Source organism: Streptomyces sp. NPDC055749, assembly GCF_053617235.1.
Map to the genome: position 1 here is coordinate 44,173 of NZ_JBSHFH010000046.1, position 23,149 is coordinate 67,321.

At 70.6% G+C, this 23,149-nt stretch carries 26 protein-coding genes and 1 pseudogene; 14 read left to right on the forward strand and 13 right to left on the reverse strand.

The window, feature by feature from the left end:
* Positions 1–53 precede the first annotated feature (53 nt).
* The 4 genes from ACWGO0_RS28300 to ACWGO0_RS28315 form a co-directional block, all read right to left on the reverse strand.
* Positions 54–977 carry a sirohydrochlorin chelatase gene (locus tag ACWGO0_RS28300; RefSeq protein WP_453540965.1) on the reverse strand — a complete coding sequence of 308 codons (924 nt, stop codon included), beginning with the start codon at positions 975–977 and terminating at the stop codon, positions 54–56.
* A 149-nt stretch (positions 978–1,126) separates the two neighbouring features.
* A complete protein-coding gene (locus tag ACWGO0_RS28305; protein ID WP_453540968.1) occupies positions 1,127–2,209 on the reverse strand; it encodes an N-acetylglucosamine kinase in 1,083 nt (360 codons plus the stop codon).
* Entirely contained in the window at positions 2,206–2,883 is a 678-nt protein-coding gene (locus ACWGO0_RS28310; RefSeq protein WP_453540971.1) for a uracil-DNA glycosylase, read from the reverse strand. Before ACWGO0_RS28310 ends, ACWGO0_RS28305 begins: the two co-directional genes overlap by 4 nt.
* A gap of 94 nt (positions 2,884–2,977) precedes the next feature.
* Positions 2,978–4,063, reverse strand: coding sequence for a WD40/YVTN/BNR-like repeat-containing protein (locus ACWGO0_RS28315; RefSeq protein ID WP_453540974.1), 1,086 nt, complete (start codon positions 4,061–4,063; stop codon positions 2,978–2,980).
* Between the two features lie 235 nt (positions 4,064–4,298).
* On the opposite strand from ACWGO0_RS28315, the gene ACWGO0_RS28320 reads away from it, so the two are divergent.
* The 5 genes from ACWGO0_RS28320 to ACWGO0_RS28340 all read left to right on the forward strand — a co-directional run bounded on the left by ACWGO0_RS28320 (position 4,299) and on the right by ACWGO0_RS28340 (position 8,048).
* The gene (locus ACWGO0_RS28320; protein ID WP_453540977.1) at positions 4,299–5,015 is read left to right on the forward strand and encodes a cupin domain-containing protein; all 717 of its coding nucleotides are present in this window, start codon (positions 4,299–4,301) and stop codon (positions 5,013–5,015) included.
* A 65-nt stretch (positions 5,016–5,080) separates the two neighbouring features.
* Positions 5,081–5,473, forward strand: coding sequence for a hypothetical protein (locus tag ACWGO0_RS28325; protein WP_453540980.1), 393 nt, complete (start codon positions 5,081–5,083; stop codon positions 5,471–5,473).
* A 147-nt stretch (positions 5,474–5,620) separates the two neighbouring features.
* Entirely contained in the window at positions 5,621–6,730 is a 1,110-nt protein-coding gene (locus ACWGO0_RS28330) for an NADH:flavin oxidoreductase/NADH oxidase (RefSeq protein WP_453540983.1), read from the forward strand.
* Between the two features lie 86 nt (positions 6,731–6,816).
* Positions 6,817–7,554 (forward strand): class I SAM-dependent methyltransferase, encoded by a 738-nt coding sequence (locus ACWGO0_RS28335; protein WP_453540986.1) that lies wholly within the window; start codon positions 6,817–6,819, stop codon positions 7,552–7,554.
* 104 nt (positions 7,555–7,658) lie between these two features.
* A complete protein-coding gene (locus ACWGO0_RS28340) occupies positions 7,659–8,048 on the forward strand; it encodes an ArsR/SmtB family transcription factor (RefSeq protein ID WP_453540989.1) in 390 nt (129 codons plus the stop codon).
* Positions 8,049–8,067: 19 nt separating this feature from the next.
* On the opposite strand, the gene ACWGO0_RS28345 is transcribed toward ACWGO0_RS28340, so the two are convergent.
* Entirely contained in the window at positions 8,068–9,447 is a 1,380-nt protein-coding gene (locus ACWGO0_RS28345) for an FAD-dependent oxidoreductase (protein ID WP_453540992.1), read from the reverse strand.
* Positions 9,448–9,539: 92 nt separating this feature from the next.
* A complete protein-coding gene (locus tag ACWGO0_RS28350; RefSeq protein ID WP_453540995.1) occupies positions 9,540–10,226 on the reverse strand; it encodes a DUF305 domain-containing protein in 687 nt (228 codons plus the stop codon).
* 159 nt (positions 10,227–10,385) lie between these two features.
* Here ACWGO0_RS28350 and ACWGO0_RS28355 point away from each other — a divergent pair, with 159 nt between their 5' ends.
* Positions 10,386–11,876 carry an LVIVD repeat-containing protein gene (locus ACWGO0_RS28355; RefSeq protein WP_453540998.1) on the forward strand — a complete coding sequence of 497 codons (1,491 nt, stop codon included), beginning with the start codon at positions 10,386–10,388 and terminating at the stop codon, positions 11,874–11,876.
* Between the two features lie 135 nt (positions 11,877–12,011).
* On the opposite strand, the gene ACWGO0_RS28360 is transcribed toward ACWGO0_RS28355, so the two are convergent.
* From ACWGO0_RS28360 to ACWGO0_RS28380, 5 genes are all read right to left on the reverse strand, one after another.
* Positions 12,012–12,509: a GNAT family N-acetyltransferase gene (locus ACWGO0_RS28360; RefSeq protein WP_453541001.1), complete on the reverse strand. Its 498-nt coding sequence runs from the start codon at positions 12,507–12,509 to the stop codon at positions 12,012–12,014.
* 49 nt (positions 12,510–12,558) lie between these two features.
* Positions 12,559–12,738, reverse strand: a complete 180-nt coding sequence (locus ACWGO0_RS28365; protein WP_453541004.1) for a hypothetical protein — start codon at positions 12,736–12,738, stop codon at positions 12,559–12,561.
* Between the two features lie 95 nt (positions 12,739–12,833).
* Positions 12,834–13,502, reverse strand: a complete 669-nt coding sequence (locus tag ACWGO0_RS28370) for a phosphatase PAP2 family protein (RefSeq protein WP_453541041.1) — start codon at positions 13,500–13,502, stop codon at positions 12,834–12,836.
* A 42-nt stretch (positions 13,503–13,544) separates the two neighbouring features.
* A complete protein-coding gene (locus ACWGO0_RS28375; protein WP_453541007.1) occupies positions 13,545–14,480 on the reverse strand; it encodes a M56 family metallopeptidase in 936 nt (311 codons plus the stop codon).
* Positions 14,481–14,565: 85 nt separating this feature from the next.
* Positions 14,566–15,132: a DUF5134 domain-containing protein gene (locus ACWGO0_RS28380; protein WP_453541010.1), complete on the reverse strand. Its 567-nt coding sequence runs from the start codon at positions 15,130–15,132 to the stop codon at positions 14,566–14,568.
* A gap of 178 nt (positions 15,133–15,310) precedes the next feature.
* On the opposite strand from ACWGO0_RS28380, the gene ACWGO0_RS28385 reads away from it, so the two are divergent.
* Positions 15,311–15,868, forward strand: a complete 558-nt coding sequence (locus ACWGO0_RS28385) for a GNAT family N-acetyltransferase (protein ID WP_453541013.1) — start codon at positions 15,311–15,313, stop codon at positions 15,866–15,868.
* Here ACWGO0_RS28385 and ACWGO0_RS28390 read toward each other — a convergent pair.
* Positions 15,858–16,541, reverse strand: a complete 684-nt coding sequence (locus tag ACWGO0_RS28390; RefSeq protein ID WP_453541016.1) for a glycerophosphodiester phosphodiesterase — start codon at positions 16,539–16,541, stop codon at positions 15,858–15,860. The two genes, ACWGO0_RS28385 and ACWGO0_RS28390, sit on opposite strands and share 11 nt — an antisense overlap.
* Positions 16,542–16,806: 265 nt before the next feature.
* Between ACWGO0_RS28390 and ACWGO0_RS28395 the strand changes: the two genes are divergently transcribed.
* The 4 genes from ACWGO0_RS28395 to ACWGO0_RS28410 all read left to right on the forward strand — a co-directional run bounded on the left by ACWGO0_RS28395 (position 16,807) and on the right by ACWGO0_RS28410 (position 20,886).
* On the forward strand, positions 16,807–18,204 hold the full coding sequence (locus ACWGO0_RS28395; RefSeq protein WP_453541019.1) for a DUF6421 family protein: 1,398 nt from the start codon (positions 16,807–16,809) through the stop codon (positions 18,202–18,204).
* Positions 18,205–18,230: 26 nt separating this feature from the next.
* Positions 18,231–18,995 (forward strand): SDR family NAD(P)-dependent oxidoreductase, encoded by a 765-nt coding sequence (locus ACWGO0_RS28400; RefSeq protein ID WP_453541022.1) that lies wholly within the window; start codon positions 18,231–18,233, stop codon positions 18,993–18,995.
* Positions 18,974–20,053, forward strand: coding sequence for a threonine aldolase family protein (locus tag ACWGO0_RS28405; RefSeq protein ID WP_453541025.1), 1,080 nt, complete (start codon positions 18,974–18,976; stop codon positions 20,051–20,053). Before ACWGO0_RS28400 ends, ACWGO0_RS28405 begins: the two co-directional genes overlap by 22 nt.
* Positions 20,054–20,193: 140 nt before the next feature.
* Positions 20,194–20,886 carry a B3/B4 domain-containing protein gene (locus ACWGO0_RS28410; RefSeq protein ID WP_453541029.1) on the forward strand — a complete coding sequence of 231 codons (693 nt, stop codon included), beginning with the start codon at positions 20,194–20,196 and terminating at the stop codon, positions 20,884–20,886.
* A 10-nt stretch (positions 20,887–20,896) separates the two neighbouring features.
* On the opposite strand, the gene ACWGO0_RS28415 is transcribed toward ACWGO0_RS28410, so the two are convergent.
* Positions 20,897–21,619, reverse strand: coding sequence for a lysophospholipid acyltransferase family protein (locus ACWGO0_RS28415; protein ID WP_453541032.1), 723 nt, complete (start codon positions 21,617–21,619; stop codon positions 20,897–20,899).
* A 218-nt stretch (positions 21,620–21,837) separates the two neighbouring features.
* Between ACWGO0_RS28415 and ACWGO0_RS28420 the strand changes: the two genes are divergently transcribed.
* The 3 genes and pseudogenes from ACWGO0_RS28420 to ACWGO0_RS28430 all read left to right on the forward strand — a co-directional run.
* A complete protein-coding gene (locus ACWGO0_RS28420) occupies positions 21,838–22,164 on the forward strand; it encodes a TlpA family protein disulfide reductase (RefSeq protein ID WP_453541035.1) in 327 nt (108 codons plus the stop codon).
* Between the two features lie 196 nt (positions 22,165–22,360).
* A complete protein-coding gene (locus tag ACWGO0_RS28425) occupies positions 22,361–22,867 on the forward strand; it encodes a flavin reductase family protein (RefSeq protein WP_453541038.1) in 507 nt (168 codons plus the stop codon).
* A 200-nt stretch (positions 22,868–23,067) separates the two neighbouring features.
* Positions 23,068–23,149 (forward strand): annotated as a pseudogene (locus tag ACWGO0_RS28430) (electron transfer flavoprotein subunit beta); the annotation flags it as partial.

Genomic DNA, 23,149 nt, shown 5'->3' on the forward strand with positions numbered 1-23,149 from the left:
CGGAATCCCGGCTCCGTACCGCACCGGCCGGCGTGCGGTGTGTCAGCGGCGGTTCAGTGCGCCTGGGCGCCCTGCGGCGTCGCGGGGGTGATGCCGAGCGCCGTCGCGTACAGCGACAGCACCAGCTTGCCGATGGCCGGGTAGGCGCCGAGCGGCTCGGCCGTCGCGCAGCCGGCCTCCTTCGCGGCGGCCTCCAGCAGACTCGGGTCGATCTCCGGGCCCACCAGATACGGCGCGAGCGCCAGCTGACCCGAACCGGAGTTCTGCAGCTGCTCGGCGATCGAGGCGACCGAACCCTCCACGTCGAGGGCGGCGGCCATCACCGGCACGGCGAGCCGCGCGGCCAGCAGCATGCCGGTGATCCCGGCGGCCTGCACGGCCTCGTCGCCGCCCACGGTGGCCAGCACGATGCCGTCCGCCGCGGTCGCCACGGTGAACAGCCTGGCGCGGTCGGCGCGCGCCAGCCCGGCCTCCGAGAGGCGCACGTGCAGCGCCTCGGCGAGAAGCGGGTGCGGGCCCAGCACATCGGTCAGCTCGACCTGGGTGCCGCTGTCCATCACTGCCTGCCGTATGCGCCGGACGAGGGCGTTGTCGGGTCCCGCGAGAAGCGGCACCACGACGGCGGACGGACCTTCGGGTGCGACGACCTCACGGCCCGCCGCGATGCCCTGCTCGTAGCGCGCGACGCGCTCGGCCGCGGCGTGGGCGAGCACGGAGGCGAGAGTGGGGTACTCGGCGTCGTCGCCGTCGAGATAACCGATCCGGGCATTCAGGCCGGGAAGCTCGGAACGAGCGATGCTGATCACCTCTTCGGCCAGGCTGCGCGTGGCCGAGGAAGGGGTACCGGGAACGGCGAGAACGAGCGCGGCAGCGCCCTCGGGTGCGACCACGGGCTCCGGGCGGCGGTGCCGTCCGGACTGGCGAGGTCGCGGCATTCGTACAGGCAGGCCGGAAGCGGGCCCAGTGGGGGTGCTCATGGCGCCGCATGCTACTGGTTTTGGGTGCTCCTCTGTTCGGGGAGGGCCCAGTCAGGCGTTATCTGTCCGCTAATGTCCGTTGAGTCACATAGCAGTCAACTGCCCTGTTCTGTCGGTCGGAATGTCTTCCCGAATGGCTGCTCGTATCCCTAATCGGCAACTGGTCCGTGCTTCCGTCCGGGCCCGGACGCCGCCTCCGGCGCGATACCCGCCGCATGGCCGGGAACGAACAACAGTGTCGGGTGGAGCGGCAGCCGAAGAGCGGAGCCGGCCAGTGCCCGTGCGATGCGGAGGGAGCCGTCGAGCGGATCGCCCGCGGCGGCCACCGGCACCGCCTGCGGCACCTGCCGCGCCAGCTCTTCGCGCAGGGGTACGAGGAGGGGGTCGCCCATCCGGAACAGGCCACCGGTCAGGGCCACTTCGCGTCGCTCCGCACCCTCCGGACCGGCCGCAGGGCACACCGCGGCGGCCGTCTCCGCGATATGGGCCGCGGCCTCCCGCAGGATGCCCGCCGCGACCGGATCGTCCCCGGCGCACGCCGCGACCTCGGGGGCGAAGGAGGCGAGCAGCGCCGGCCGGTCCGTACGCGGATAGAGCAGGCCCGGCAGGTCCGTTGCCGGACCGAAGACCGCCACCAGCCGCGCGAGCAGCGCCGGTGACCCACCACGCCGCCCGTCGTGGGCGCGCATCGCCGCTTCGAGCCCGGCCCGCCCGATCCAGGCCCCGCCGCCGCAGTCACCCAGAAGATGACCCCAGCCGTCGGCCCTGCGCCAGTCGGCAAGATCCGTGCCGAGCGCGATCATGCCCGTGCCGCCCGCCACCACCGCGCCGGGCCGCTGGCCGAGCGCGCCCGCGTACGCGGTCACCGCGTCGGCGGCCAGCGCGATGCGCCGTACGCCCAGTTCGGCCGCGAGCGCGCCGGGCAGCTCCGCGCGCAACCGCTCACCGAGCGTCGCCATCCCGGCGGCCCCGATCGCGAACGCGGCGATCTCGGCAGGGGAGTCCGCGCCGTCCTCGTGGCTCTCCGTGGCACTGGCGAGCAAGTGCTGGACGGCAGGCAGGAGCTGCGCCAGCAGATGGCCGGCGTCGATGCCGCCCGACCCCGTCCGCACCGGTTCGGAACAGACCGCCGTCGACACGGGCTCCTCCCCGTCGACCACCCCGAGCGCCACCCGCAACCCCGATCCGCCGGAGTCCACGCCGACGACGAACCGGCCCGCGGCAGTCGTCACGGAAGCCGCCAGTCGACCGGCTGCGCTCCCTGGCGCTCCAGCAGCTCGTTGGTCCGGCTGAACGGACGTGAGCCGAAGAAGCCCTTGTCCGCCGACATGGGGGAGGGGTGCGCGGACTCGATCGCCGGACAATCGCCCAGCAGCGGGCGCAGATTGCGCGCGTCACGCCCCCACAGGACCGACACCAGCGGAGTGCCCCGGGCCACCAACGCGCGGATGGCCTGCTCGGTGACCTCCTCCCAGCCCTTGCCGCGATGGGCCGCAGGCCGCCGGGGCGCTGTCGTCAGCGCCCTGTTGAGCAGCAGCACCCCCTGGCGCGTCCACGGTGTCAGATCGCCGTTCGACGGTCTGGGGAGTCCCAGGTCCGCGTGCAGCTCCCGGAAGATGTTCTCCAGGCTGCCCGGCACGGGACTCACCTCCGGTGCCACGGCGAAACTCAGGCCGATCGCGTGTCCGGGAGTGGGATAAGGGTCCTGACCGACGATCAGAACCCGCACCTCGTCGAACGGCTGCTGGAACGCTCGCAGGACGTTGGGTCCCGCGGGCAGGTAGGTGCGCCCCGCGGCGATCTCGGTACGCAGGAAGTCGCCCATCGCGGCGACGCGTTCGGCCACGGGCTCAAGGGCTTGCGCCCACCCCGGCTCGACGATTTCTTTCAACGGTCGTGGTGCCACGGGCCGCACTCTACTGGTGATACGACCAGGCTGATCAACTGACCTGTGAGGGCGCCGTCATCCGCCATGCAGGCCGACGGGCGCCGCGGGCCGGTCAGCCGATCATCGCCGCCCGGACGCACAGCACGTCCGGCAGGTGCGACAGGAGCTGCTGCCAGGTGTCGCCGTCGTCGGCGCTCGCGAACACCTCGCCGTTGCGATTGCCGAAGTAGACACCCGCCGGGTCGGCGTCGTCCGTGCAGAGCGCGTCGCGCAGGACCGTGCCGTAGTGCGCGCCCTGCGGAAGGCCCGAGGACAGCGGCTCCCAGGTCCGGCCCGCGTCGCTCGTACGGAACACCCTGCAGCGGCGCTCGGCCGGGACGCGGTCGGAGTCCGCGTTGATCGGGAAGATGTAGGCCGTCTCCCCGCGGTGCGGGTGCGCGGCGGCGGCGAACCCGAAGTCGGAGGGCAGCCCCGCGCCGATGTCCGTCCAGGAGTCCCCGGAGTCGTCACTGCGGAACACCCCCCAGTGGTTCTGGAGATAGAGCCGGTCGGGATCGGCCGCGTCCCGTGTCACCTTGTGGACGCACTGGCCGAACTCCGGATCCGGGTCCGGCAGGAAGACGGCCGACACCCCCTTGTTCGACGGAGCCCAGCTCGCGCCGCCGTCCTTGGTCCGGAACACCCCCGCCGTGGAGACCGCCACGGTGACCGCCCTGGCGTCCCTCGGGTCGGTCAGGATGGTGTGCAGGCCCTCGCCGCCCCCGCCGGGCACCCACTTCGAGCGGGTCGGGTGCTCCCACAGCGGACGGACCAGCTCGAAGGACTCGCCCCCGTCCTCGGAGCGGAACAGGGCCGCCGGCTCGGTGCCCGCGTACACCACGTCCGGCGCCTCGGGGCCGGCCGGATGGAGCTGCCACACCCGTTCCAGCGACGCTTCGGTGAACTGCGGGAACTTCACCGCCGGTTGCTTCGGCTCGATCCAGGTCGCACCGAGATCGTCGGAGTGGAAGACCGAGGGTCCCCAGTGCGCGCTGTCGCCGCCGACGAGCAGCCGGGGAGTGTCACGGCGGGTGTCGATGGCGATCGAGTAGACCGCCTGGGCGTTGAACTGCGGGCCCTCGAACTCCCACGTACCACCGCGCCTGCGGCCGATGAAGAGTCCTTTGCGGGTGCCTACGGTGAGCAGCACGTCGGTCATGACAGAGACCTCCCGAAACGCCGTTGAGTCGGATACGGGCCAGTCTGCACCCGGCCACTGACAGTGGCGCGTAGAGAAGCCGTTCGCGCAGCTCGGAGCGGCGATGGCGGGGTTCGGGAGAGCTGCCGCGCCCTCCGGGCGAGGGCAGGCGCTCTTGACCACCGTCCGGAGAGCGGCCTAGCGTGCGCCCTCAGAAAGCGCTTACCGAGCCGGGCGTCGACACCGAGGAGCTCCTGTGGTGACTTTCGAAGGTCTGCCGGGTGCCGTGGCCGTCTCCCACCTCCGGGTCTACGACTGGCCCACCGCGGACGGACTGCGCGGCGGGACCCCGCACCTCCATCTGAGCTGCTCCGAGGGCTATGTCGTCGTCGGCGGCAGCGGCTCCGTGCAGACGCTCACCGCGACGGGATTCCGGCAGACTCCGCTTTCCCCCGGCGGCCTCGTGTGGTTCACGCCGGGGACGATCCACCGTCTGGTCAACGAGGACGGCCTGCGCATCGTCGTCCTGATGCAGAACAGCGGGCTGCCGGAGGCCGGTGACGCCGTGCTCACCCTGCCGCCCCGGTTCCTGGCCGACCCCGCCGTCTACCGCGAGGCCACGGCGCTCCCGGCCGACGGGACCGAGGCGGAACTGGAGAAGGCGGCCCGCGCCCGCCGTGACCTCGCCGTGGAGGGCTTCCTCGCCCTGCGCGCCGCCACGGATGCGGGCGACCCCGAGCCACTGGCCGCGTTCCACCGGGCCGCGGCGGCGCTGGTCCGGTCCCGGGCCGGCGACTGGCGCGAGCGCTGGCAGCGGGGTGCGGCTGCCGCGTCGGAGGCGACCCGTACCCAGCTCGACGCCCTCGCGCGCGCCGACGGCGGCTACCTCGCCGACGCCACCGTCCATGCGGCGCGGCCCTCCGCTCTCGGGAGGTTCGGGATGTGCGGTCGCCTGGACGTGTACCCGGGCTGAGCCGCCCCGCCAGGGTTCCCGCAGGTCACGGCTAAGGTCGTGACCGGGACGAGGAGGCGACTGCCATGAGTATCGAGATCGAGGACGCCCAGGGGTGCCGGGTGCCCGTCGAGGTGACCCCGGGTGCGCTCCAGGTGGGCATCCAGCTCGCCGCACGGTCGGCGGGGCTCTCCTGGACGTGTACGCCGGTGGCGGCCAGGGGACTGGCCGCCGCGCTCGTCCGGGCCGCCGATGAGGCGGAGAGGGCGTCGTCGGCGGAGCCCGTCACCGTCAAGGCGCACGAGCTGCGCCGCGGGGACGTACGCGACGGGGACCGGCACATGACGGTGGAGAGCGTCAGGAACGACGGGTCCTTTGCCCATGTGACCTGGAAGTCCGGCGCGGGGCGCAGCTGGACCCAGGCGTACGGAGCCGACACCGGCATCACGCTGCGCTACCGCCTGCCGGCGGAAGGCTGAGCGGGCGGCGCCCGGAGGGAGCGGCCTCGCTTGTACGAGAGGTGTCGTAATTCGACGATCGTCGTAGTACGGTGTTCCTCGTACAAGGCGCGGCGCTGATCCGCCGCGTCCGTCGTGTCCGTCGCATCAGGTGAAACGGAGTCCGTCGTGAGCGCCCTTTTCGAGCCCTACGTCCTGCGATCGCTGACCATTCCCAACCGCATCTGGATGGCGCCCATGTGCCAGTACAGTGCCGAGGTCTTCGGGCCGAACGCGGGCGTCGCCAACGACTGGCACTTCTCGCACTACGCGGCGCGTGCTGCCGGCGGCACCGGCCTCATCCTGGTGGAGGCCACCGCGGTCAGCCCTGAGGGCCGGATCAGCCCCGCGGACCTGGGCCTCTGGAACGACACGCAGGTGGAGGCGCTCCGCCGCATCGTCGACTTCCTCACCAGCCAGGGAACGGTTCCGGGAATTCAGCTGGCGCACGCCGGACGGAAGGGATCGACCGAACGCCCCTGGCGCGGCGGCGGCCCGATCGACGCGGGCGCACCGGACAGCGAGGGCTGGCTCCCCGTCGCCCCCAGCCCCACGCCGTACGACGAAGACCGCCCGGCTCCCCGCGAGCTGACCGTGGACGAGATCGGTGAGGTCGTCGCGCAGTTCGCGGACGCCGCCCGCCGGGCACTGGCCGCCGGCTTCCAGGTCGCGGAGGTCCACGGTGCGCACGGCTATCTGATCGGTGAGTTCCTCTCCCCGCACAGCAATCACCGCACCGACGCCTACGGCGGCTCCTTCGAGAACCGCACCCGCTTCGCCCTGGAGGTCGTCGACGCGGTGCGCGCGGTGTGGCCAGAGGAACTCCCGCTGTTCTTCCGCATCTCCGCCACCGACTGGCTCACCGAGAACGCCGACGACGAGCGGGAGGGCTGGACGGCCGACGACACGGTCCGCTTCGCGCACGAGCTGCGGGCGCACGGAGTCGACCTGCTCGACGTCTCGACCGGCGGCCTCGCACCCCGGGCGAGCATCCCCGTCGGCCCCGGCTACCAGGTGCCGTTCGCCGAGCGGGTCCGTACCGAGGTGGGCCTCCCCGTGGCCGCGGTCGGTCTGATCACCGACCCCGTCCAGGCCGAGAAGATCCTCGCGGATGACCGGGCGGACGCCGTGCTGCTCGGCAGGGAACTGCTGCGCGACCCGTACTTCGCCCGCAATGCCGCGCGCGAACTGGGCAGCGGAACGGTGCGTGTTCCCGAGCAGTACGGCTGGGCGGTCTGACCCTTCAGTACCGCTGGGCGGTCTGACCCCGCGCCCCGCGTCGTCCCGCGTCGCTCCGGGGCCCTCTGTGGGTACGCTGACCCGCGATGTTCACTCCAGAGGGCCCCACTCTCCGCGAACTCGCCGTCCAGGCGCTCTCCTCCATCGAGCGCGGATACGACCTGCTCGCCCCGAAGTTCGACCTGACCCCCTACCGGACCCCGGACCGGGTGCTCGACGCCGTCACGCGTGCGCTCCGGCCGCTCGGGCCGTTCGGCGCGGGACTCGATGTCTGCTGCGGCACCGGGGCGGGCGTGGGCGTCCTGAGGCAGGTGTGCGACGAGCGGGTCACCGGTGTCGATTTCAGCGCGGGCATGCTGGCTGTCGCCCGGTCCTCCCTGGCCGAAGTGGGCGCGTCCGAAGCGGGCCCCGCGGTGGACTGGGTGCGGGCCGACGCGCTGGCCCTGCCGTTCGCGCCCGCCTTCGATGTGGCCCTCAGCCTCGGGGCGTTCGGCCACTTCCTGCCGGCGGAGCGGCCGGTTCTCTTCGCGCAGGTGCACGCCTCGCTGCGGCCCGGCGGCCGGTTCGTCTTTCCGGTGGGAGCGCCGCCCGCTGTGGGCTCGAAGGTCTACTGGTCGCTCCTGGGCTTCGACCTGGCCATGCGGGTGCGCAACGCGCTGTGGCGGCCGACCTTCGTCATGTACTACCGGACCTTCCCGCTCCCCGATGTCATCGACGATCTGGGCCGGGCCGGATTCACCGTGCGGCTGGTGCCGCTGACCGAGCTGGGCACCCGCCCGGACGGCAGCCCCCGCGCCCGGCTCGTGGTGGCTACACGGGAGTGACCCGTAGGGAGAGGTTCGCACCCGGCGCAACGGTCCCGGCCGGCGCGCCCCAGAACTACGACGACTCTCGTACAATGGAGTTCCCTGGACGAAGTGGAGCCATCGTGACCCCCGTAAGCGCCACCGCCGCGGACCCCGCAACGGTGTCCGGCTCCCGCGCACTTGCCCACCCCACAGGCGAGGAGATCCGCCTCGAAGGCGTACTGCACGCCCTCGCCGACCCGGTGCGGCTGCGCATCGTCCGTCAACTGGCTGGTACGGACGACCTGCTGGCCTGCTCCATCTTCGATCTTCCGGTGTCCAAGTCCACCACCACGCACCACTTCAGGGTGCTGCGCGAGAGCGGGGTCATCCACCAGACCTACCGGGGCACGGCCAAGGTGAGCGGCTTGCGGACGGACGACCTGGACGCGCTCTTCCCCGGCCTGCTCGCCGCCGTGCTCGCGGCTGCGGACCGGCAGGCGGAACGCCTCGGCGAAGACCTGCCGGGCTGAGCCCGGCCCCCGGTGGCCGTCAGTCCGCCCCGCCCCGCGCCGCGTCGAGCAGTCCGGCCCAGTCCGGGATCTTCACCTGACCGCGGCCGAGCGACCGCCCGAGGTCGGCCTCGGCACGCTCGATCGCCAGCCAGCCGTCCCATTCGACGGGCCGGAACCCCCAGCTCCGCAGGGTGCTCAGCGGATCGGCCGCCACGGGCCGGTGCTGCAGAAGGGGTGCGTCCTCCAGCAGCGAGGCGACGGTCTCCTTGGCGCACGAACGGTTCGAGCCGATCACCCCGGTCGGCCCGCGCTTGATCCACCCCGCGACGTACTCCCCGGGCGACGGCCTGCCGTCCCTGAGCACCCGCCCCGCCAGATGGGGCACGGTTCCGCGCGCGGTGTCGAACGGCAGGCCGGGCAGCGGCAGACCCCGGTATCCGACGGCCCGCAGGACGAGCTGGGCCTCGATGTCCTCGTACGCACCGGTGTCCCGTACACCCCCTTGGCCGTCCGGAGCCGTGTGCGCGAACCGCACCCCCGCCACCCGCCCCGCGCGTTCCAGCAACTCCACAGGCCGCAGGAAGAACCGCAGGTGGATGCGGCGGAGCCGGTCCGTCGGAGCGGTCGGCGGGTCCGCCGCCCAGCCGCGCAGGACTTCGAGATTGCGCCGCACCACAGCAGGCAGCGGCGGAGTGTCCGGCCCGCCCGCCGGGGCCGTGTACGCCGGGTCGCGGGCGAGCTCCGCGGCGTCCACGAGCATCCGTGCCTGCGGGAGCGCGCCGAGCTCCCGCAGCTCTTTTGTGGTGAACCGGGCCTGCGACGGGCCGCGCCTGCCCGCGATGTGCACATCGCGCACCAGGCTGCCCGCGAGCGCGCTCAGGGCGGCGGGCGGCACGTCGGTGGATCTCAGCTCGTCCGAGCCGCGCGCGAGGATCCGCGCCACGTCGACAGCCACGTTCCCCACGCCGATCACCACCGCGGAGCGGGCCCGGAGCGCGAAACCGTCGGCGACCGCGTCGGGGTGCGCGCTGTACCAGGAGACGAACTGCGTGGCCGAGAAACTGCCGGGCAGTTCCTCGCCGGGAACCGAGAGACCGCGGTCGGTCGCGGCCCCCACGCAGTAGACGACCGCGTGGTACAGCTCCTTGAGCCGGTCGGGCGACAGCCCGCTGTCGCCGCCCACCTCGACATGGCCGACGAAGGTGATCCGCTCGTCCTCCAGGACGGCCCGGAGGTTGTTCTGGAGAGACTTGATCTTCTCGTGGTCGGGCGCGACGCCGTAGCGCACCAGCCCGTACGGCGTCGGCAGCCGGTCCAGGACGTGCACCCGCACGTCCGGGACCAGGGACTGCTGCGTCAGGGCCTGGGCGGCGTAGACCCCACTGGGACCGGAACCGATGACGGCGACACGGAGCACGGCGCACCTCTTCCCGCGGGCTGCTTCCAGCATCGCACCGCCGCGCGGATCGGGGGAGGGGCGCGACCGGGCTTCTCAGGCCGCCGCACCCGTCACTTCACCAGTGAGCGCATCCGGTCGATCTCCACCGTCTGCTGGGCGACGACATCCGTGGCCATCTCCTCGACCAGGATGTCGTTGCCCTCGGAGAGAGCCTCCGTCGCCATGGTGATCGCTCCCTGGTGGTGGGTGACCATCAGCTTCAGGAAGAGCTCGTCGAAGGTCTTGCCGCGCGCGGCGCGCAGCTCCTTCAGCTGAGCCTCCGTCGCCATTCCCGGCATCGTGGCGTGGTCGTGGGTCTGCTTGCGCTTGTCCCCACCGTTGTTTTTCAGCCAACCTTCCATCGCGGCGATTTCGGGCTTCTGACCTGATGCGATCCGATCCGCGAACCGTTCGACCGAGGAGGAGCCCGCACGGTCGGCGACGAGATCGGTCATCACCAGAGCCTGCGCATGGTGCTCGATCATCATCTGCGCATAGCGGAAGTCCGCGGAGTTGGGGGCGGGTACCCCGGCCTCCTTACGGGCCTCGTCGGCGGAGAGACGGCGGGCCGGTTCGCCCGGTTTTCCGGGCGCCACCACCGAAGGGCCCTTGTCCGCCTTGGCGTTGGCGTCCTTCTCCCCGCTCTCCGAGTCGCAGGCGCCGAGGGTGAGAACGGCAGCGGCGACCGCTGTCGCGAGAGCGGCTCCGCGCATGCGTCTGGTCTGACGGCGGATCAACACGGCGACCTCCTGTGCCACATGGGTTTGTTGCACACCGTCCTAACACGCTTCCACAGAGCAGTGATCAAAAACTTTTATTACGTCTGTGTTGCCATCTGTTGATGTGCACATGGAAGGGACGATACTGCCGGGGTCCGTGAACCCGTTCAACTGTGAACGGATACTAGGGAGGACACAGTGACCTCGTTGCACACCACCCGCGTGCGGCGCAGACGTCTGGGTGTGGCAGCAGCCGCGGCCGGGCTCTTCGCCACTCTGCTGACCGCCGGAACCGCCGTCGCGACGCCCGATCCCGGTGATGCCCCCACCACCCGTAAGGGCATCTCCGCCGGCCAGGAGGCCGAAGCCACGGCCGCGATACAGAGCGGCGAGATACCCGGCGTGGACGAGATCGTCCACAGCCCGAACATCAAGCACCTCGCCAACGTCCCGAAGGACGCCCTCAAGGGCACCAACTCGGACCTGGCGTTCCAGGGGAAGTACGCCTTCTCCGGCAACTACGACGGCTTCGTGATCTACGACATCAGCAGGCCGTCGGCCCCGAAGACCGTCTCGCAGGTGCTCTGCCCCGGATCGCAGAACGACATCACGGTCTCCGGCGACCTGCTCTTCCTGTCCACCGACTCCTCGCGCAGCGACAACTCGTGTGCGAGCGTCTCCCAGCCCGCCACGGAGAAGTCCTCCTGGGAGGGCATGAAGATCTTCGACATCAGCGACAAGAGCAACCCGAAGTACGTCGCCGCTGTCGAGACCGCGTGCGGATCGCACACCCACACCCTGGTCCCCAAGCGTTCCAGCGTGTACGTGTACGTCTCCTCGTACTCGCCGAACGAGGCGTTCCCCGACTGCCAGCCGCCGCATGACGGAATCTCCGTCATCAAGGTGCCGCGCAACGCCCCCGAGGAAGCCCGGATCGTGAACTTCCCGGTGCTCTTCGCGGACGGTGGGAACCCGGGCGCGCCGACCAACCCGGGCGTCTCCAAGACGACCGGCTGCCACGACATCACCGTGCTGCCCTCGAAGGACCTGGCCGCCGGAGCCTGCATGGGTGACGGTCTGCTCTTCTCCATCGAGGACCCGGAGAACCCGAGGATCATCGACCGCGTCCAGGACAACGTGAACTTCGCGTTCTGGCACTCGGCGACCTTCAACCAGGGTGCCAACAAGGTCATCTTCACCGACGAGCTCGGCGGCGGCGGCGCGGCGACCTGCAACGAGGCGATCGGCCCGAAGCGCGGCGCCGACGGCATCTACGACATCGTGGGCCGCGGCGACAACCGCAAGCTGGTCTTCCGCAGCTACTTCAAGATCGACCGCCACCAGGCCGACGCCGAGGTCTGCGTCGCCCACAACGGTTCGATCATCCCCGTCAAGGGCCGCGACCTGATGGTCCAGGCGTGGTACCAGGGCGGCATCTCGGTGTTCGACTTCACCAACTCCGCGGCGCCCAAGGAGATCGCCTTCTTCGAGCGCGGTCCGGTCACCCTTGACCGGGTCACCACCGCCGGTCCGTGGTCCGCGTACTACTACAACGGCCACATCTACAGCAACGACATCGCCAAGGGCTTCGACGTGCTGAAGCTCGACGACCGTCGGACCGACCCGGCGGCGAAGGTGCGGATGTCCGAGCTCAACCCGCAGACGCAGCCGGACTACTTCGACCGCTAGACCGTCCGCTCCGTGCGCACGGCATACTCCGGGCGCACGGCGTAGGACACGCTGTATCCCTGCGTCGGCCGGACCCTTCGGGGCCCGGCCGGCGCGGTGCCCGTCCGGCTCCGGCGACACGGTGGATCGCCGGATTCAGGCGTGCTCCATGCAGACCATTCCGTCCCGCGCGTCCCATGGTTCGACCGCGGTGAAGCCGAGCCGCTCGTAGAGCGCGATCGCTTCCGTACGCCAGCTCCACACGGAGAGCGTCACCGGACTCGCGCCGATCTGCGCGGCGTGATCCAGCGCGCACCCGACCAGCGCGGACGCGACCCCGGCGCCCCGCATCGCGGGATCCACCCACAGCCGCTTGATCTCCGTCCGCCCGTCGACCGGGGCGGTCACCACCAGACAGCCAACTGGGGCACCCTCACTCCTGGCGATCACCACGACGTCGTCCGCGAAGGCGCTCTGCGGTGCCAGGATTTCCGCGCGGTAGCGCGCGGGCAGCGCGTCCGCACCGTCCACGGCGACGCCCTTCTCGGCCTCGGTACGCAGGTGGTACGCGGTCAGCAGCGCGGTGAGTCCGTCGGCGGGGGAGAGGTCCCGGCCCGCACGACGGTGTATGAGCACAGTGGGCCGGTCGGTCATGTCAGCAGCATCGCACAGGGCGCCGAGCCAAACGGAACGTTTCCGTCCGTCAGGCGGCCGACCGCACGGCCGTGCCCGCGGCGGCGGCCCATTCCACCAGCAGTCGCTGGTACTCCGCCTCGTCGTCCGGGGACAGGTATCCGTCCGAGTGCTGCCACAGGTCGCGAATTGCTTCATTGACGACGGAGGCGGAACGCACGGAACCTGACGAGGACGGAGTGGTGGGCATACGGACAAGGCTACGACCCCGATCCGACAATCCGACACATTGTGCGAGCGGGATATCCCTCACATCTCCACATCGGCCAGGTTTATGGCTGATTCCTATCGGCGTGTCACGGTGTAGCCGAGGATCGAGAACGCGACCACGGCCGCGCCCAGCAGTGTGCCTCCCACCACATCGGTCATCCAGTGGACACCCAGATAGATCCGCGTGAAGCCGACGCCGACGACCGAGACGACCGCCACCACCAGCGCGGTCCGCCACCACAGCGCTCCCGTTCCGTTCATCCGCAGCAGCCACAGCAGAAGACCGCAGCTCACCACCGCCGTCATCACGTGGCCGGAGGGAAAGGCCGCGTAGTGCGCGGAGTCCACCGGGTCCGGCCACCGGGGCCTGTCCCGTCCGACAGCGGCCTTGAGCCCTTGCTGTACGAGGGTGGAGAGCGCACTTGTGGCGGCCACCCAGAAGGCGAGCCACCGGGCGCCGCGCCACCACAGGGCGATCACTGTGACGGCGATCACGGCGCGCATCGTCCAGGGGTCCCACACCCAGTCGGTCAGCACGCGGTTGGCGTGTACCAGCCCTGGTTCGGTCACGGCGCTGCGGTGCAGGGCGTCGGCGATCGTACGGTCCACCGACATCAGAGGGGACCAGCTCACCGCCACCAGGATGACCAGTGCCACCGTGAGGGCCGCGCAGACGATGCCCGTACGCACGAGACGGCGGTCCGCGGGGCGGTGGCCGGAGAAGTGAAGGTGTGGGGGTTCCATGAGACGCATGAGGTGATCCTCGCCGACGCCCCCCGCGGCGGGCTATCCCAGGGTACTGAGTCCCGGAGCGAAGGCCACCAGGAGCGGGACGGCGGGCAGCAGTGTGGCCGCCGCGGTCAGCCGCAGCTTCCGGCCGGCGGTGAGCCGCTCCGTCGGCGCCAGCAACCGGTTGACCCGCAGCGGGACTTGGGCGTCCGGCGCCGGGCCCGGGCCGAACACGCCCCGGTCCTCGTTGAGCCCGACCAGCGCCAGCGCGGTCGTGAGCCGCCCGAAGCGGCGCGATGCCACATCGTCCGCGGCGAGTTCGACGAGCCGGTGCATCTCGCCACGGAACGCCGCGAACACCGGAATCTGCGGGAAGCCCGTCGCCAGTGCGCCCGAACAGTGGAGCAGCCAGTCGTGCCGCGCCCGAGCGTGTCCCTGCTCGTGCGCCAGCACCGCGTCCAGCTGACGGCCCTTCAGTCTGCCCAGCGCGGCGGTGGTGATGACCAGTTGGGGTGCCGAGCCCGGCAGCCACCAGGCGTCGGGACGCTCGCCCTCCAGCACCACGAGCCGCCCGCTGCCGGGATCCTCGCCGGGCATCAGGGGGGAGCGGACGAGCAGTTCCGTGCGGCGCCGCGCACGGCGCGACTTCGCCCGGCGGATCTCCCGGACCAGCATGGCCAGTGTCCACACGCCGCCGAGAGCCAGCAGCACGGCGATGACGGCCGACCAGGGTCCGTACGCCGCCAGGGCGTACGCCTCGACCACCGCGTGCGGCGCGGGGGCGAACACCTGCCCGCGGACGGCCTGCCAGGCGGCGGAGGCGCTGAAGGTCATGGAGAGTCCGAACGACAGGAGCACCCCCGCCACGACGCACTGCCATACCCACAGGGCCACCACCGGCTCGCGCTCCGGCCACTGTGCCCGTGCCATCAGGCGGGGGGTCACGAGAGCGGCCAGTGCACCGAGCAGCAGCAGCACGAGGGAGACCAACATGCCGTCAGCCTATGAGTGCCGGGTACTCACGGGTACGGCTGCGTTCGGCAAGTGACGCACGACACTTCCCGCCGGGCCTCCTGTCTCACAGGGTGAGCAGCATCGCGAACATGGCTATGCCCATCGTCAGCCTGCACGCCAGCGTCAGCTCCGGGTGCGGTCCCCTGCTTCCGCCTCCCGGGGCACCCGGGGTGGCGGTCACCGGGATCAGGCGGCCCGCCGATCGCAGTACGTAGAACGCGTAGTACGCCAGCAGCACCCCGGTCAGCAGAGGGACGCCCCCGGCGGACGCGGCGGCACCGTGCCCGGCATGCCCGCCCTGGCCGGCGCCGGGCGCCATCGCCACCGCCATGTAGACCATCGCCAGCGAACCGACGAGATGGTGCAGGTGGTGCCCCCCGGACCGTACGAACCAGAGGGCGCGCAGCGCCGCGCCGCCGAACAGCACCGCGTACACGGCCCAGGCCCAGGCCGGCGGCGTGAGCAGCGCGGCGGGCACCGCCATCGCGGCCATCCCGAAGCCCATCACCGCCTCCGCGCGCGCGGCTCTGCGTTCCTCCCCCGTCGCGCCGCGCGTCCGGGACAGGCAGTAGGCGCCCGCCACCCCGCACAACACCATCAGCAGCCAGCCGGACAGCGCCGGTCCGTGCACGGCGCACCTCCCCCTCAGGCGTACGACACCGGTGTCGCCCAATCGATGCCCGGGTTCCGGCCTCCCGTACCCGGCGCATTGAGGTGCAGGGGGAGCGCGGGCGGGCCTGCGGGGGGCGGTCGGGGCCGGGTTAGTCTCGTGCCGCACCGTCGGCAGCACAGAACCGGAGAGCATCACCATGGACACGGCCCCGCCCCGGGACTCGGAACAGCTCACCTTCCGCGACGCGACCGAGGACGACGTACCCGCGCTCGTGGCGCTCATCGAGTCCGCCTATCGCGGCGACTCCAGCCGGGCCGGATGGACCACCGAGGCGGACATCCTCCAGGGGCAGCGGACGGACGCGGACGGAGTGCGCGCGGTCGTCACCGCACCCTCCGGACGGCTGCTCGTGGTCGAACGCGACGGGGCGCAGGTCGCCTGCTGCCAGCTCGAACACCGAGGCGATGCCGCCTACTTCGGCATGTTCGCCGTCCGGCCCGAACTCCAGGGCGCGGGCCTCGGCAAGGTCATCATCGCCGAGGCCGAGCGCACGGTCGTGGAGAGCTGGGGCGTGCGTGAGATGCACATGACGGTGATCTCCGTCCGCGAGGAACTGATCGCCTGGTACGAGCGCCGCGGCTACCGCCGTACGGGAAAGCTGACCCCCTTCCCGTACGGCGACGAGCGCTTCGGTGTTCCGCAGCGCGACGACCTCGCCTTCGAGCTGCTGATCAAGGACCTGACTACGCGGTAAACCGGCCCGCGCGGCGGATCTCCGGGAAGTCGGTCGTCGCGCCGTCGAGGCCGAGCGCGCGCGCCAGGCGCAACTGGTCCTGGGTGTTCACCACCCAGCCGATCACCTTCAGGCCCTCGCCGTGCGCCTGCTCGACCGTCTCCAGCGTGAGGCGGCGGATGTTCAGCGCGAGCGTCGCCGCGCCCACCGCCTTCGCCCGCTCCACCACATCGCCGCCCCAGCGGCTCGCGATGAGCACCGTCCGCACGCCCGGGACCAGCGATGCGATCTCGGCGACCGCCTCGTCGTGGAACGACGACACCTCGACCCGGCCCACGAGGCCGCGCCGCAGCATCACATCGGCGAGCGCCCGCGCCGCCGCGACGTCCTTGATCTCGGCCTGGAGCGGCGAAGCGACGGCGTCGAGAACCTCCTCGAAGACGGGCACCTGCTCGCCCTGCCCGGCAGAGAGCTCGCGCAGCTCGGCCAGCATCTTCTCGGCGATCGCCCCCTTGCCGTCGGTCGTACGGTCCACGGCGGCGTCGTGCATGACGGCGAGCGCACCGTCCTTGCTCAGATGGAGGTCGAGTTCGATGGCGTCCATGCCGGCCTGTTCCGCGTGGACGAAGGACCGCAGGGTGTTCTCCGGTTCGACACCCATGACCCCGCGATGACCGATGGTGAGAAAAGTCAAGGCAATCTCGCTTCCGTCGACGGCTCCTCGCGTGCGGCTCCTACCCACGCGGGACTACGGCAATACGGCACTGAGGCCATGCGGAGCCTAGCGGCCGCCGGGGTCCGAGGGAGGCCGACGGAACCTGCGTGGTTACGGGGCGTCGCAGGAAAAATAACGGTCACCGTGGGGGGTCGGCAGGATAATCTTCTGAGCTCCACTTGTCCGAAGCGACCGCACACAGATACGGTTGCTTAACGCGAGGTTCTCCCGTGGAGGAAGTGTTATGACGGAAATTCTTGTGCACGACGTCGCCGACGACGCCATAGCGACTGCCCCGCGGGTGGTCGAGCACCCTGCCTGGCCCGCGCTCAAGAATGCCGTGGAGGAGATCCGTCCCTGGCAGTCGAAGGACGGTTCCATCGACTTCACCGCCGAGCACGCGCCGTCGCCCGCGACGGCCGCCGAGGCGCTCGACCGTGTGATCACCGCGATCGAGGAGCTCTCCCCGCTGCTGCCGCACGACGCCGCGTACCACCGCGCCCTGGTCTCGGACCTGCGCCGCTGGACCGCCGACGGCTTCGGCATCCCGGACTTCCTCGACTCGCTGCTCGCCTTCCAGCCGGCCAAGAGCCGTGCCGACGGTCTGCAGCACCTGGTCGTCTTCGCGATGTACACGCAGAACGGCAACCCGGACCGCAACCTCGAAGCGGTCGTGCTGCGGATGGTCTGGCCCGAGTGGCTCGCCGACCTCGAAGCCACGCGTTACGACAACCCGCTCTTCTGCGGCATCACCTTCGAGGACTTCACCTCGGGTTACGACACCAACTCGGCGGTCCTCTTCCCCGAGACGATCGCCGTGCGCGAGGCCCCCGAGCGCTTCAGCTGGGGCGGCATCTTCTGCGACCGCGAGGCCGCCCGTTTCCGCCGGGTCACCGAGGCGTCCGTCGACCTTCTGGGCGTCGAGCTGCCCGAGGACATCCGCGAGATGATCGGCGACCAGGCCCGCTGCGAGCAGGCGTTCGTGCTCTGGGACATGGTCCACGACCGCACCCACAGCCACGGCGACCTGCCGTTCGACCCCTTCATGATCAAGCAGCGCCAGCCGTTCTGGATGTACGGCCTGGAAGAACTGCGCTGCGACCTCACCGCCTTCAAGGAGGCCGTGAAGCTGGAGGCCGAGGGCAATGCCCACGGCCGCGACGTGCAGTACGCCGTGCTCTTCGACCGGATGTTCCGCTTCCCGGTCAGCGGCGACCGCAACCGCAACTACGACGGTCTCGGCGGCCAGCTCCTCTTCGCGTACCTCCACAAGCACGACGTGGTGCGCTGGACGGACAACACGCTGAAGATCGACTGGGAGCGCGCGCCGCAGGTCACCAACCAGCTCTGCGCCGAGATCGAGAAGCTTTACCGGGACGGCATCGACCGCCCCAAGCTGGTCCACTGGTTCGCCGCCTACGACCTCGTGTCGACCTATCTCGCCCCGCACCCCGGCTCCCGCTGGGCCAAGGGTCCGGACGCGCTGGACCTCACGCAGCCGCCCCGCAAGCTCGTCGACGACGTGCTTCCTGACGAGTTTCCCCTGAGCATGTTCTATGAGGCACTCTCCAAGAAGCTGAAGAACGTGATCGCCTCCACCAAGGGGATCACCGCAGCCGGCGCAGAGCAGGCAGCCGCGTGAACGCTCGTCCCAAGGAGGCGGAGGCCATGACCGGAACGGGTAAGGGCAACGGGGGTGCGCTCGAAGGCGCGGTCATCGCCGTGGCAGGAGCGGCGGGGCCCGCGGGCCGGGCCACGCTGCTGAGGCTGGCCGAAGCCGGTGCGACCGTCGTCGCCTCGGACGCCAACGCCGAGCGTCTGGCGGAAGCGGTCGACGCCGCGCGCTACGCCCACGGCGGTGCGACCGTCACGGGCGACACCGTCGATCTCCTCGACCTGGCGGCAGCCCGGGACTGGGCGGACAGGACGGAGAAGGAATTCGGCCGCATCGACGGCCTGGTGCACCTCGTCGGCGGCTGGCGCGGCAGCGCCACCTTCGCCGAGACCGACCTCGCCGACTGGGATCTGCTGGAGAAGCTGCTGATCCGTACGGTCCAGTCCACCTCGCTCGCCTTCCAGCAGGGCCTCCAGCGCAGTGACCGGGGCCGCTACGTGCTCATCAGCGCGGCCGGAGCGAGCGCGCCCACCGCGGGCAACGCCGCCTACTCCGCCTCCAAGGCGGCGGCAGAGGCGTGGACGCTCGCGCTCGCCGACGCCTTCCGCAAGGCGGGGGGTGACGAGGGCCCGAAGACCGCGGCTGCGATCCTGGTCGTCAAGGCACTGGTGCACGACGCGATGCGCGCCGAGCGCCCGAATGCGAAGTTCGCGGGCTTCACCGACGTCAAGGAGCTGGCCGAGGCCATCGCCGGCGTCTGGGACATGCCCGCCGGAGAAGTGAACGGAAAGCGCCTGTGGCTGACCCCGCAACCGTAAGGACCGACGCGCGTCGTCATCACGATCCGCGGGTACGCGGCTTCGCCAGTGACAACTACGCGGGCGCCCACCCCGAGGTCCTCGCCGCTCTCGCCCTCGCCAACGACGGCCACCAGGTCGCCTACGGCGAGGACGACTACACCGAGCACCTCCAGCGCGTCGTGCACAGCCACTTCGGGTCCGGCTCCGAAGCCTTCCCGGTCTTCAACGGCACCGGTGCCAACGTCCTCGCCCTCCAGGCGCTGACCGACCGCTGGGGCGCCGTGATCTGCGCCGAGTCCGCGCACATCAACGTGGACGAGGGAGGCGCCCCGGAGCGCATGGGCGGCCTGAAGCTGCTCACCGTGCCGACGCCCGACGGCAAGCTGACACCCGAGCTCATCGACCGGCAGGCGTGGGGTTGGGAGGACGAGCACCGGGCGATGCCGCAGGTCGTGTCGATCACCCAGAACACCGAGCTCGGCACCGTCTACACGCCCGACGAGATCCGCGCCATCTGCGACCACGCCCACGGGCACGGTATGAAGGTGCACCTCGACGGGGCCCGGATAGCCAACGCCGCAGCGTCGCTGGACGTGCCCATGCGGACGTTCACCAACGCGGTCGGCGTCGACGTCCTCTCCTTCGGGGGGACCAAGAACGGCGCAATGTTCGGCGAGGCGGTCATCGTCCTCGACCCGGACGCTGTCCGCGCGATGAAGCACCTCCGCAAGCTGTCCATGCAGCTCGCCTCCAAGATGCGCTTCGTCTCGGTCCAGCTGGAAGCACTGCTGGCACGCGACCTCTGGCTGCGCAACGCCCGCCAGGCCAACGGCATGGCCCAGCGGCTCGCCGAAGGGGTCCGTGGCGTGGACGGTGTGGAGATCCTGCACCCCGTACAGGCCAACGCCGTGTTCGCACGGCTGCCGCACGACGTGAGCGAACGGCTGCAGAAGCGGTTCCGTTTCTACTTCTGGGACGAGTCGGCAGGGGACGTCCGCTGGATGTGCGCCTACGACACGACCGAGGAAGACGTGGACGCCTTCGTGCAGGCGCTGAAGGAAGAGATGGCGAAGTAGTTTTCGCATGCTTGTGCGGCCGACCGGAGAGCCATTGGCTTCCGGCCGGCCGCTTCCGTATGCTCCAGAGAGTCCAATGTAATGAACTACCCGGTACTGTATGCGGCACCGCGCTCGGTGCGCCGAAGGCAAGGCGGACGATGACCCCGACATTCACGGTTTCCGATGACGTACGCACACTCGCGCCCGGCTTCAGCCACCTCGTCGTCGAGGCGCACGGCCTGGTCAACGGTCCGAGCAACGACGAAAGCGCGGCCCTGCTGGACGACGCCACCCGCAGACTCGCCGAACGGCTCGGCGGCCGGGCCCCTCACGAGGACCCCCACGTCGCGGCCTGGCGCGAGACCTACACGGCCTTCGGCGCCAAGCCCTCGCGCACCCGCAACTCCGCCGAGGCCCTCGCCAGGCGCGCACTCACCGACGCCGGACTGCCGCGCATCAACCGGCTCGTCGACGCCTACAACGCGATCAGCGTCGCCCATCTGATCCCGGTCGGCGGCGAGGACGCCGACCGCATCGAGGGCGCCATGCGACTCGTACGCGCCACGGGGCAGGAGCCCTTCCTCACGGCCTCGGGCGGCGAAGAGGTGCTGGAACACCCGGAGCCCGGCGAAGTCGTCTGGTGCGACGACGAGGGCGTCACCTGCCGCCGCTGGAACTGGCGCCAGGGGGTACGCACCCGGCTCACCGAGGAATCCGTGAACGCCGTCTTCCTGCTGGAGCGGCTCGCCCCCATGACGAACGGCGAGCTCGGCGCCGCGGGCGCCGAACTCGCCGAATCGCTGGAGAAGCTGAGCCCCGGGGCGCGGATCACCGTCCACGCCCCGAACTGACACCCGCTGGTCAGCCCCGCTCGCGCACCTCGGCGGGCGTCGGAGCCGTACCGCCGAGGTGGGCCGGGACCCACCAGGTGTCGCTGGCGTCCTTGGGGCGCACCGGATAGGCGCGCTGCGCGGCTTCGAGGAGCTCCTGCACCCGGTCCCGCAGCCGCCGGGTGATCGCACCCGCGTACTGGTCGGCCGGGGCCTCCATCGGCTCGCCCACCCGAATGGTCACCGGGATGTGGCTGCGTTTGAAGTTGCGGGGCCGGCCCTTCGTCCAGATCCGCTGGGTGCCCCACAGCGCCATCGGGATCAGCGGTACGCCCGCCTCCTGGGCCAGTCGTGCCGCACCCGACTTGAAGCTCTTCAGCGTGAACGACTGCGAGATCGTCGCCTCGGGGAACACTCCGATGATCTCGCCGCGTCGCAGCGAGGCGAGCGCGTGAGCGTACGCGTCCTCACCCTGGTTCCGGTCCACGGGAATGTGCCTCATGCCCCGCATCAGAGGACCGGAGATCCTGTGCCGGAAGACCGATTCCTTGGCCATGAAGCGGACCAGCCGCTTCTGAGGCAGCGCACCCAGGCCCGTGAAGATGAAGTCCAGGTAGCCGATGTGGTTGCTGACCAGAACCGCACCGCCGGTCTTCGGGATGTTCTCCGAACCCTGAGTGTCGATCTTCAGGTCCAGCGCCTTGAACAGCGTGAGAGCGGCGCCGATGACCGGCCGATAGACGAGTTCTGCCATCTGGAGAAGACCCTTCTTCAGTGCCTGGGGAGGGTTCTCCCGGCGGAAGTTACGCAGCCGTAGGTTTTCGGCATTGGGCCGATCGTGCCCCATACGCGACGCCGTGACCAGCCCCGGCGGGTACGGGGCGCGAGATTCTCATCACGTGGTACCTCCGGGAATGTCTCGTGGCCGCCCGGTGCTGACCCTTTGCGAAGAGCTCTGACAGGAGGCCGAAGGTGGACGGGCAGACACATGCCGACAGGCTCGACGCGTCCCAACTCGGCGTGGAATTGGGGGAGCGGGCCACCCTCGTGCAGTTCTCCAGCGCCTTCTGCCAGCCCTGCCGCGCCACCCGCCGGACCCTCGTCGAGGTGGCCGGGATGGTCGAGGGCGTCGCACACGTCGAAATCGACGCCGAGGCACATCTCACTCTGGTGCGCGCGCTGGACATCACCAGAACGCCGACCGTGCTGGTCCTCGACGCGGGCGGCAGGATCGTCCGCCGTGCGGTGGGTCAGCCACGCACCGTCGATGTCGTCGCGGCGCTCGGACAGGCGATGTGACGGACCGTGACGCATCTCCCACATCGCGGAACGCACTTGACTGCCCCCACCACGCATCGTCAGTCTGACGCTATGCCGCCAGAACTCCTTCTCTACGGCCGGGTCCATGTGGACCTGGCCCGTAACGCGAGTGCGCGCTGTCCGGGTGTCTGAGCACCCACGGCCCTGTACGCACCCACAGCAGAAGGACAGTTCCATGACGGCTTCGCCCGAGCTCGAAAGCCCCCGGACGGCCTCGCCCGACCTCCTCCGTTCCGTCTTCCGGCAGCACGCCGCAGGCGTGGCGGTGATCACCGCGGCCGGTCAGGGCCCGGTCGGATTCACCGCGACCTCGCTCAGCTCCGTCGCCGCCGAGCCGCCGCTGATCTCCTTCGGCGTGGGGACCTCGTCCTCCAGCTGGCCGGTCGTCGCAGAGGCGGAGTACGTCGGCGTCCACATACTCGGGGAGCACCAGCGGGAACTGGCCGCCACGTTCGCGCGCAGCGGCGCCGACCGCTTCGGTCCGTCCACCGACTGGCGTAGCGGACCGGAAGGTGTGCCGGTGCTGGGCGGGGTCCTGGCCTGGCTTGTCTGCCGCGTCGTGGCACGGATCCCGGCGGGGGACCACCGCATCGTCATCGCCCAGGCGGTTGTCGGCGACCCGGCCGGAGCCGGTCGCCCGCTCGTCTACCACCAGGGCCGCTTCACTGCTCTGCGAGACTGATCCGGCCCAGGTGTGGCAGGGGTGCAGTGCGTTGGCCAGATCACAGTCCAAGCGCTTGCTTATGGCTGGGGCACTGGGTGTACTGGCTAGTAATATTCCGGTCGGAGCGTCGGTCGCTACGACCGGAATCCGCCCCATCAGGCGCCTATGCTGCGAGCAACAAGGCAGCCCGGAAATGACGATGCAGTAGGAGAGCCGGCGTGAGCTTGAGGATCGTTGTCTGTGTGAAGTATGTGCCCGACGCGACTGGTGATCGGCATTTCGCTGATGACTTGACGGTGG